Raw genomic sequence first — 11,252 nt, 5'->3', positions numbered from 1 at the left:
CTATTGTACCGCAGAAACGTTGGCTGACTGTTCTACTATTTCGTCTGCTTTAATTCTTACCGCCATTCCTGGTACTGCTGTTCTTATTGCAGTATTCACGATTTTATCACCCGGCTTAAATGTATTTTTCACATAGACAAAGTCGCCGTTTCCTCTAATCACTTCTACTTCGATAAATTTCAAAGTATTGTCATCGTTCACAACGTAAACCGTATTTACACCATGTATTACTTCTCTTGGCAAACTAACAATATTATCGATGGTTTTACCCATGATGTTGGCATTAACGAACATACCAACACGCAGTTCAGCATCTAGTTTTCCTTCAATCAAATTATAAGGATCATCAATTTTGGCAACCAAGTAGTGGACTCTAGATTCACTACTAACGACACCTTCATAACGAGAGATATAAGATTGCCATTGCAACTTTTCACCCGCGACTTCCGAAGAAATTATTACTTTTTTAGATTTGTCCGCCTCTTCATTAATTTTTGGTAAGTTTAAAAAACCGATATCAGACTGTTTAATTGGAAGGCGTACTTCAGCATAATCGATAGCAAACGTTTTCACCATTTGGCTACCGGTAGATATGTATTGGCCAATATCAACATACTTTTCCATCAATAATGCGTTGTAGGGTGCGTATATTTTTGTACGTTCTAATTTGATATTGGCTTGTTTTAAATCAGCTTCTGCTGCTTTAACATCAGCTTTTGCCTTTTGCAGTTGGGGCAAGCGCAAAGCAAGTACCGGAGCTTCTGACACCGGGCGTCCCGTCAGTCCCCACTCATCTTCTGCTTGTTGTGCTCTAGCCTCTTCTTCTATGTATGCCGCTTGCATTGACTCTAATCGTGATTCCGCCTGCAATACATCGACTTTGTATGTGATAGGGTCAACCTCAAGGATTAATTCATCCTTTTCAAAATAACCACCTACTCGAAGCTTAGGTGAGACGTAAGTTATTTGACCTGACACCTCAGAAACCAAGACCGTTTCAGTGCGCGGCATCACAGTGCCCTGACTGCTGATTTGAAATGTTAAATCTTGGGCTTGTACTTCAATGGCATTAACCAACGGCGCTTTCTTTTCAATGTCTTTCTTTTCTGGCTTTGTTGCCAGACCAGTCATAATGCTCATTATTAAAACGCCGGCTATCACGATAGTAATCGGTAATCCTATTTTAAAAATCTTGCTTTTTCTCGACGAAGAAGGTGTTGAATCAAATTGTGTCATAGTATTTCCAAAACTGCTTAGAACTATTCATATAAATATAGCTCTAATATAGCTCTAAAGTATTAATTTTGTTTAATTAATTGCACTTTCACTGCTCAAATATAAAAACCATGGATTTAGATAAAGTTCTGCCAACTCTCTAACATCTCAACAAAATCTTCCAAACCACACAGTGCAAAGCATGTTTGTTCGAAATCGTTAACATCCTCAGCAATGTTTTGCGGTACTGCCTCATCAATATTGTTGCTATTGGCGAAGACTTCTACTTCCTGATTATTAATCGTCAACGAATATTCCTTACCGACTAATGTATGTTCATTGGTAGAGAATGCTAGGCTATCAATTAGATCTAGCAATGACTGTAATTTAACTAAATCTTTACCAATTTCTTGTTCAAGCCATGGACCAAATAGTTCGTGACCAAAACTAAAGTTCGCTTGCGGTTGTTTAGTAATGAAATTGGTTTTAAACGTGTATTCCATGAAAGCTACCAAAGCGCGATGCGCAAAAACATAAGTAAATGTAAATAAGTTGTGAAACTTTTCGAGGTAAGAACTATCTTATTAGCAAAGGTGTTAAATTTCTTCAGTAACGAGATAATGTGCAACTAACCATTAAGCCTGATTATAACAGGGAAAGTGTCAACAAAACTAACATTGTAGCCAACAAAAATGGCATTAATGTAAAACATTATGTCGTTCCAGTATTTTGTGCGATTTTGGCTCACCTTTTGATTGCGCTATTTCTTTACTATCAATCTTCATTTTCTACTTCCAAGATACTAGAAAGTGAACTGACAACAGATAAACCGGTTGTGACCATAAAAAGTTATATTTATACGCCCGCTAAAACCATAACGGCTGAGGAAGAAACAACTGTCCCGCGGCCATTAAAACAGGAAAACATGGCGATAAAACCTGAGGCTATCAAACAAAAGACGCTTACCGAGCCAATAATTGAAGAAGAAAACATCACGGTAATTAATGCGCCCTTACCTTCTTCTTTGAATGAAAGTAGTGTTGCTGAAGAGACTAATTCTGAAATTATTAATCCGGTAAAAACTAGCTCTACAAGCATTACCTCAGCAAACCAGAATGTCGAAACAACAAGTTTTGATCCAATGAAAATACGACGCTCCCTTGGTAATAAATTAACTGAAAAAATGATGACTGATGTTCAGAAACAAAGATTAAATCAAGGTTTCTCGGCGATGCAAACATTACCAGCTGCCGTTTCCCATAGTGTTTTTAAAAAATCAGAATTACAAATAAAAGCCGAAGCAACGACTCAAGTTGGCAATGAAACCTTTGTAAAGTTAGATGGTACTTGCATGCAAACAACAGACTTAAGCTTTATCGATGATAATTTGGGTACAGCCACCTCATTTAGTGATTGCGGTGAAACCGATGACGAGAAATATTTCCGTGAGTTTATGGCCCAAAAGCTCGAAAAACATAAAAAGCCCCCTAAAAAATAAACTTTAAAAACAAGCAAAAAAAGCCGCTACAAAGAGTGGTTTCTAATCAATTGCTTCACCTTCTTTAGGCAACATTTTGGGCAATAACAACTTCTTTCGCTTTCTTAGAATAACTGTTCAAGGTGTGAAAGTTTAAGTAGCCATATGTATCCGCTGAGGTAGCATCTCGCTTCGCTGAGTATTACACTTTATTTGAGTAACTTACTCGCAAGATTTATTAAAGTTTGTGTTGGGATTTATAACCGTTCCCTCAAAAAAAACTGGTTCAATCGCTCTATAGTTGAATTGACATCTACTATTCAGCATATTTATAGAGGCTCTATCAAGCAATTAAATAACGCTAAATAGCCGCTAGAACTAGTTATTTTTCGATTTTTACGTTAACTTGAATGTACAAAAGTATAAAAATAACAATGGCTTAAAATCATGAAAAAAATGACTCGCCAAGATAACTTTATTTACCTAACAATTTCTTTGATATTGTTATTGCTTGGTATGGCGGTAGCACAGCAATTTCTTGACTCCTCGGCGCAACGATTAATGCAATCCGCAACCGTTGTTACCTTGCTTGTAGCAGTCTGGGGCGCTGAAGATGAGTCTTTTCTATTTCGTAAAAACATGGTCTTTCCAATTGCCATCATTCTTACCGCGTCATTTAGTTACTATCTCGACAACTTAGATTTAAACTATGCACATTTAATTCTTTTACTCATATTTTTCATTATTACAGCTAAACAAACTGCGGTTCAGGTTCTATTTACCGGCGAAGTCGACGGTAATAAGATTTTGGGTGCCATATGCCTATTCATGCTATTTGGCATGATTTGGGCGTTATTATACACCTTATTACATTTGGGCTTTGACGGCGCATTTACCGGTATTAAAGATTCTAGAAATTGGTTTGATTTACTGCCTGATTACGTATATTTTTCTTTTGTAACATTAACCACTTTAGGCTACGGTGATATTTCACCTACTATGCCACTAACTCGATTCTTAGTTTACATGCAGGCCATGGTTGGACAATTTTATATTGCAATACTGGTCGCTAGTTTAGTAGGTTCAAGAATCTCTAGTATTCACACTCACGCCCTTGAAGAAGAACTTCATTTAAATTCTGAGGATAAAAAAAATGACAAATAACACCTCGTCTGAGAAATCATTTTTCAGCGCTCAAATGATTGACGCAGCAATAAAAATAATTGCCATTGTATTAATAGGCTCATGGTGTTTTGACATCATTAAACCATTCATTTTGCCAATGGCTTGGGGTGCTATCATTGCTACAGCCCTGTTCCCACTTTACAAAAAAATGATCGGGGGATTAGGCGGACGTAGTAGCCTCGCGGCAACCTTATTCGCATTGATTGGTATTTCTATATTAGTCGTACCAACAGTGACATTTTCTTCGTCTGCAATCGAGTCAATTGGTAACGTTTCCGAACAAATACAAAGCGGCTCTTTAACAATTCCAGAGCCTGCTGAAAAAGTAAAAGATTGGCCTTTAGTTGGTGAAAAACTTTACGTTGCTTGGGATAGTGCAGCGAATAACTTAGAAACTTTTGCAGCACAATATTCAGAGCAGATTAAAAACACTTTTTCGACTGTGTTATCTGCAGTTGCAAGTTTTGGTGGCGTTATTTTGCAGTTTATTTTCTCAATGATAATTGCAGCAATGTTCTTAGCAAACTCAGAGTCCTGTATTAATGGATGTCACTCGTTCTTTAACAGACTAATGGGTGAAAAATCTGATGCAGTGCTTAAAAACACTGTAGCAACAGTTCGAAGCGTTGGTGCTGGCATATTAGGTATCGCTTTTACTCAGGCATTACTTGCCGGAGCTGGTTTAGTGATTGCTGATATCCCTGCTGCTGGTATTTGGGTGTTACTGGTATTGATGTTAGCGATTGTTCAATTGCCGCCAATTCTTATTCTTGGCCCAATTGCCGCCTATTACTTTTCAGTAGCTGATACCACACCAGCAGTTATATTCTTAATTTACTCATTGATCGTAAGCGCAAGTGATGCTTTCTTAAAGCCTCTATTTTTAGGCCGAGGGACAGACATTCCTATGCTAGTGATTTTGTTAGGTGCAATTGGCGGCATGATAGTTTCAGGCATTATTGGCTTGTTTACCGGTGCTGTTATCTTAGCGTTAGGATATCAACTGATGGTTATGTGGCTAGATCAATCTGACCAAAAAATAGTTAAAGATGATGCTTGATCGCTGTTTATTAAAGAGCGGTTAACAGCAAAGATATTTAAGGCACAATATGAGTAACAAAAGCAACGAAGCCGACACTAAGCTTGAGAGCGCTGACTCAAATATGGCGAATACAGAAGCGACTAATGCAGAAAAATTACCAGTGGTGACAACAGACGTTAAGCAAAAACCTGATTTGGCCAAGCGACTGACAAAAATCACCTTAATCTTAGCTGCACTGTATTTACTTTGGTATGTAGTCGGTGATCGACTTACGCCAATTTCTGATCAAGCCAGAGTTCGAGCGTTTGTTATTCCAATTGTGCCGCAAGTTTCAGGTCAAATTGAACAAATCTATGTTGGTGGCGATAGACGTGTAAAAAAAGGCGAGGTGTTATTTGAAATTGATTCTAGGGATTATCAATTTAAATATGACCAAGCTAAAGCTCAACTTGAAATTGCAGGACAAGACGTTGGAGCCAGTACTGCGTCCGTTGCGTCTGCAAAAGCAAGACTTGATAAAGCGCAAGCTGACTTGGTATCTAAAAATATCAATGCCGCTCGAATCTTTGCAATGGAAGAACAAGGCATTGTTTCCAGTGCTCAGGCCGATAGGACCAGAGGTGTTATTACTCAAGCCGAATTAGAAGTAATCAACGCTGAAGCAGCCTTTGATGAGGCAAAACAACGACTAGGAAAAACCGGCGCGACTAACCCAAAAGTATTATCTGCATTAGCTGACTTATCAACGGCGCAACTTAATTTAGAGCGAACCGTAGTTAAAGCACCAAGCGATGGCGTGATTTCTTATGCCAAGGTTAACGTTGGATATTATGCATCCAAGGGGCAAAAGGTTATGACCTTTATTTCCAAGCAATTCGTTTGGATTGAGGCAAGTTACCGCGAAAACAGCTTAGGTAATCTAAAACAAGGCGATCCGGTCGATATTGTTTTAGATTCTGCACCGGGGCAAGTATTTACCGGTACGGTGAGAACGATAGGCTTTGGTGTAAGTTTTGACAAAAATGAACCTGGTGCCCTTTCAAAGCCAGAAGCCCCCAAAGGATGGATGCGAGATCCACAGCGCTTTACAGTCATTATAGCTTTTGATGACAACAGTCTAATCACCTCAGGATTATTACGAGAAGGTGGGCAAGCAGATGTTATTGCTTACACTGGAGAAAGCTTTATATTCAAAGCGATTGGTAAAGCCTGGGTTTGGTTTACTAGTTATCTATCGTATTTATATTAAGCACCTTTAGATTACACTCACTATATGAGCTTGCTCCAAAATTGGATACATACGTTACATCAGCATACGGATGATACAATTCGCATCATTCGTTTTACTGTGGGTGTCACACTTGCTGTGGCTATTGCGTTTTGGTTTAATTGGCCGTTAGCTTTTATTACCCCAGTATTCGTAACAAAATTTTTAGGTAACAGAGCTGCAAAAGTACCGTTTAAGGCATTGTTATCGATCATGCTAGTCTGCACCGCAGCCTTCATTGCAGGCATATTAGTCACTCGATTTTTATTACCCTTTCCTGTCGTCTTTATTTTGATCATGACACTGATCATTTTTGGCATCTCTTATTGGGGCTATTCGGGCGTCAACGATATCGTGATCACCATGCTATTGGTTGGCTTTACCATTGTTCCAATGCTCGGGCTTTTACATCAACAAGTTGCGAGTGTGGTAACAATTAGCTTTTTATTTTCTTGTTTTATGGCGTTATTAATCACCATGGTGATACATGAAATAGTGCCAGATAAGACCAATGTGAAGTCGGAACAAAAAAAGCAAAAAATGGACATCACTAGTAAAGAGATTCGATTTCAATTAGCACTATTAAGCACCATCATTATCATGCCGGTTCTCATTTTCTTTTTCTATTTTTCATTAACTGATGCAATCTTGGTATTAATATTTGTCGCGATTCTCGCTCAAAAGCCAGATTTATTGATGGGAATGCAAGGTACAAAAGCTTTATTGGTCGGCAATACACTTGGTGGTATTTTCGCGATTATTATGTTTAATGTGTTAACCATTGCGCCAACTTACCTATTTTTAATCTTGGTATTTTCATTCGTTAATATCTACTTTGCCCGCTTGGTATTTTCTAGTTCGCCGTTGTCGCCCATCTATGCCATGGCACTTACCACGATAATCGTTTTAATCTCTATGGGAAGCTTAGGTGAAGCGAACACTGGTGAGAAATTTTATACTCGAATATTTCAAATAGCGTGTGCTTGTGGTTACGTTATTTTCGCCACTTATATCAGCAGTCCTTGGTTAAGCGAAATAAAAAATAAATATATTCAAACAACTGATAACACCTAATTCAAAAAGCACAAAATAGAACCTAATTTAGATGTACCCTTTAAATTAAAATCTTCGTTTACAAGTTCACACACTTTTTTGCTATTGATAGGCGCTATTAAGATCTACAATTAGATATCGTAGCGAGTGTCACTCTAACAATAATTGGCAATAGCTCCATAGCTAAGACACAAATAAAGAATATAGCTACACCGCTGATCTTTTCAGTTTTTATACGCATTAAATGATGTTCATGAATTCAAACATTTCGTTTGAAACATCCTTAAAAATTATGGCTTTAGTGAGTTTTTTTACTAAGCTTAAAATGTATTTTATCGATATTAGATTTAAGGTAATTAATATGATCAAAAAATTAATGATCGCTTCCGTTGCTATTGCAGCAACTTTGGCCTTTAGCGGCAATGCACAAGCATCTGACAAGAAACACTTTCCAGGTTTATTTTTAGGTGCCACCACCATAGATAGTGAAACAGATTTTTCCTACGGGTTAGAATACGAGTACAAATTCTCTCATAAATGGGGAGCTGGTTTTACTTGGGAAAATACCGAAGATGCACATGCGGGAGCCGGTGTTGAAGTGATGCTTGCCTCAGTATATTTTCACCCGACCGAACATTTACGATTAGGCCTTGGCTTTGGTCAAGAAGAGGTTGGAGCAGTTAGTGCGCCAGCGGAGCATCACATTCAGTCAGGAGATGCACATGGCCACCCTAGCCATGAAGAAGACTTATATCGAATATCTGCTAGCTATGCTATTCCTTTAGGGAATTTTGAAATCGAACCAACTATCGCTGCGGATTTTGTCGATGACGAAACATCTACCGTTGTTGGCGTTGCTATAGTTTACCCATTTTAAATAGAGTTTCAGCTTAGCTTTAAAACAATAACTGGGCATAATAATTTCAATTATGCCTAGCTTTCTCCCTCCATAAATTAAGCTTTTAGTTAATCACTCGATAAGTAATATAATCACTTATCATACCTACTATAAATTTCATGAATAGTGTTTATTGAACTAAATGATTAGTTGTGACATAAAAATAAGGTAAACTATGCAAAATTTTTCTGCTAATTGAAGTTCGATTAGCAATAATAACGCAAAAGAGAGGCCGCATGAGTCTATATATAAAGTACCTAACAGAAATTGAAACTCGTAAAAACGAACTAGGATTGGCTCCACTGCCGATCGATTCTGCTGATTTATTATCTGAAATTATCGCGCAAATTAAAGATACATCTAATGAATACCGTGAAGATTCACTTAACTTCTTTATTTATAACACTTTACCGGGTACGACTAGTGCTGCTGGCGCGAAAGCCGCCTTCCTAAAAGAAATCATTTTAGGCGAATCTAGCGTAGCTGAAATCACCCCAGCATTTGCGTTTGAATTGTTATCTCATATGAAAGGTGGTCCTTCAATTGAGGTACTTCTTGATTTAGCACTTTCTAATGATGCAACAATTGCAAACCAAGCTGCTGACGTATTAAAAACACAGGTTTTCCTTTACGACGCAGATATGGCTCGTATAGAAGCTGCATTTAAAGCTGATAATGCAATTGCTAAAGACCTTTTAGAAAGCTACGCACAAGCAGAATTCTTCACAAAACTACCTGACGTTGAAGAAAAAATCGACGTAGTTACGTACATTGCTGGTGAAGGTGATATCTCAACTGATTTACTTTCTCCAGGGCATCAAGCGCATTCTCGTGCTGACCGTGAATTACACGGCAAGTGTATGATAACCGAAGAAGCACAAAAAGAAATTCAAGAATTGCAAGCTAAACACCCTACTGCAAAAGTAATGCTAATCGCTGAAAAAGGTACCATGGGTGTTGGCTCATCACGTATGTCTGGTGTTAACAACGTTGCACTTTGGGCAGGTAAACAAGCAAGTCCATACGTTCCATTTATTAACATTGCTCCAGTTGTTGCAGGTACTAATGGTATTGCTCCTATTTTCTTAACGACTGTTGATGTAACCGGTGGTATTGGCCTTGACCTTAAAAACTGGGTAAATAAAGTTGATGCCAACGGCAACAATGCTGTTGACGAAAATGGCGATCCAGTATTAGAAGAGGCATATTCTGTTGCAACTGGTACGGTATTAACAATCGATACTAAAGCAAAGAAATTATTTAATGGCAACGAAGAGCTAGCTGACATTTCATCCGCATTTACTCCGCAAAAAGTAGAGTTCATGAAAGCCGGTGGTTCGTACGCAGTTACATTCGGCAAAAAGCTACAAACATTTGCAGCTGAAACGCTAGGTGTTGCACCGGCAAGCGTATATGCAGCTTCCAAAGAAATTTCTCATGAAGGCCAAGGTTTAACTGCTGTTGAAAAGATATTTAACCGTAATGCAGTTGGCGTTGTATCTGACTCATCTTTACATGCAGGTTCAAACGTACGCGTTAAAGTAAATATTGTAGGTTCACAAGATACGACAGGTCCTATGACTTGTCAGGAATTAGAAGCTATGGCTGCTTCAACGATATCTCCAATTGTTGATGGTGCATACCAGTCAGGTTGTCACACAGCATCAGTATGGGATAGCAAAGCACAAGCGAATATTCCTAAATTAATGAGCTTTATGAATAAATTCGGCCTTATCACTGCACGTGATCCTAAAGGTGAATACCATGCAATGACTGATGTTATCCATAAAGTATTAAATGACATTACCGTTGACGATCGCGCCATCATCATTGGTGGTGACTCACATACTCGTATGTCTAAAGGTGTAGCCTTTGGTGCCGATTCAGGCACAGTTGCTATTGCACTTGCAACAGGTGAGTCTGCAATGCCAATCCCTGAATCTGTAAAAGTTACTTTTAAAGGTAATATGAAAGGTCACATGGATTTCCGTGATGTGGTTCACTCAACACAAGCACAAATGCTTAAGCAATTTGGCGGCGAGAATGTATTCCAAGGTCGTATTATTGAAGTACATATTGGTACATTGATGGCTGACCAAGCGTTTACATTTACTGATTGGTCTGCAGAAATGAAAGCTAAAGCTTCAATCTGTATTTCAAACGATGAAACGTTAGTTAAATCTATCGAGCTTGCTAAGAGCCGTATCCAAATAATGATCAATAAGGGGATGGAAAACGAAGCAGGTACATTAGCAGGGTTAATTGCTTTAGCTGATAAACGTATCGAAGAAGTTAAATCAGGCGCTCAACCTGCGCTAGCACCAGACGAGAATGCTAAGTATTACGCAGAAGTTGTTGTAGATCTTGATTCAATAGACGAACCAATGATTGCTGACCCTGATGTAAACAACGAAGACGTATCTAAGCGTTACACTCACGATGTAATTCGTCCAGTATCTTATTACGCGGATAAATCTGTAGATTTAGGTTTTGTTGGTTCATGTATGGTTCACAAAGGTGATATGCAAATTATCGCGCAAATGTTCCGTAATATTGAAAAACAAAACGGTAGTATTTCATTTAAAGCACCACTAGTTGTTGCGCCACCAACATACAATATTGTTGATGAGCTTAAAGCTGAGGGTGACTGGGAAATTTTACAAAAATATTCAGGTTTTGAATTTGATGATGCCGCACCTAAAAATGCTGCACGTACTAAGTACGAAAACATCATGTATCTTGAACGCCCTGGTTGTAACTTATGTATGGGTAACCAAGAAAAAGCGGAACCTGGTGACACTGTAATTGCTACATCAACACGCTTGTTCCAAGGTCGTGTTGTTGCAGATACTGCAGAGAAGAAAGGTGAATCACTACTTGGTTCAACGCCTCTAGTTGTACTTTCAACTATGCTAGGTCGCTTCCCAACAATGGATGAGTACAAGTCTGCAGTAGAAGGCATCGACTTAACTAAGTTCACTCCTCCTACAGAAGAGATGACGACTAAGTTCGAAGTACCAATTAAAATGGTATAAACGCTGATACTTTAGATATTAAAGTTGAATAGAAAAAAGGGTTACTTCGGTAACCCTTTTTTTGCCCCACAGGATGTGGG

General features: G+C 38.4%; 9 protein-coding genes. 7 read left to right on the top strand and 2 right to left on the bottom strand.

Going from position 1 to position 11,252, the window contains the following annotated elements; genetic code table 11:
* The gene (locus tag LT090_RS02925) at positions 1-1,236 is read right to left on the bottom strand and encodes an efflux RND transporter periplasmic adaptor subunit (RefSeq protein WP_068544819.1); all 1,236 of its coding nucleotides are present in this window, start codon (positions 1,234-1,236) and stop codon (positions 1-3) included.
* Positions 1,237-1,352: 116 nt separating this feature from the next.
* Entirely contained in the window at positions 1,353-1,718 is a 366-nt protein-coding gene (locus LT090_RS02920) for a YacL family protein (RefSeq protein WP_068544821.1), read from the bottom strand.
* Positions 1,719-1,837: 119 nt separating this feature from the next.
* On the opposite strand from LT090_RS02920, the gene LT090_RS02915 reads away from it, so the two are divergent.
* The 7 genes from LT090_RS02915 to LT090_RS02885 all read left to right on the top strand — a co-directional run bounded on the left by LT090_RS02915 (position 1,838) and on the right by LT090_RS02885 (position 11,172).
* Entirely contained in the window at positions 1,838-2,713 is an 876-nt protein-coding gene (locus LT090_RS02915; RefSeq protein ID WP_068544822.1) for a hypothetical protein, read from the top strand.
* Between the two features lie 426 nt (positions 2,714-3,139).
* Positions 3,140-3,856, top strand: coding sequence for a potassium channel family protein (locus LT090_RS02910; RefSeq protein ID WP_226996515.1), 717 nt, complete (start codon positions 3,140-3,142; stop codon positions 3,854-3,856).
* Positions 3,846-4,937 carry an AI-2E family transporter gene (locus LT090_RS02905; RefSeq protein ID WP_068544824.1) on the top strand — a complete coding sequence of 364 codons (1,092 nt, stop codon included), beginning with the start codon at positions 3,846-3,848 and terminating at the stop codon, positions 4,935-4,937. The genes LT090_RS02910 and LT090_RS02905 overlap by 11 nt, the downstream gene beginning before the upstream one ends.
* A gap of 49 nt (positions 4,938-4,986) precedes the next feature.
* Positions 4,987-6,168, top strand: a complete 1,182-nt coding sequence (locus tag LT090_RS02900) for an HlyD family secretion protein (RefSeq protein ID WP_082897039.1) — start codon at positions 4,987-4,989, stop codon at positions 6,166-6,168.
* 24 nt (positions 6,169-6,192) lie between these two features.
* Positions 6,193-7,260, top strand: coding sequence for a DUF2955 domain-containing protein (locus tag LT090_RS02895; RefSeq protein ID WP_068544826.1), 1,068 nt, complete (start codon positions 6,193-6,195; stop codon positions 7,258-7,260).
* 340 nt (positions 7,261-7,600) lie between these two features.
* The gene (locus LT090_RS02890; RefSeq protein WP_226996514.1) at positions 7,601-8,116 is read left to right on the top strand and encodes a hypothetical protein; all 516 of its coding nucleotides are present in this window, start codon (positions 7,601-7,603) and stop codon (positions 8,114-8,116) included.
* Positions 8,117-8,373: 257 nt separating this feature from the next.
* Entirely contained in the window at positions 8,374-11,172 is a 2,799-nt protein-coding gene (locus LT090_RS02885) for a bifunctional aconitate hydratase 2/2-methylisocitrate dehydratase (protein ID WP_068544829.1), read from the top strand.
* The last annotated feature ends 80 nt before the right edge of the window (positions 11,173-11,252 follow it).

Origin of the sequence: Thalassotalea crassostreae (assembly GCF_001831495.1) — a bacterium.
GTDB classification, from domain to species: Bacteria; Pseudomonadota; Gammaproteobacteria; order Enterobacterales; family Alteromonadaceae; genus Thalassotalea_A; species Thalassotalea_A crassostreae.
Note: the sequence above shows the minus strand (reverse complement) of the source record. Positions and strands in the feature narration are given on the sequence as shown.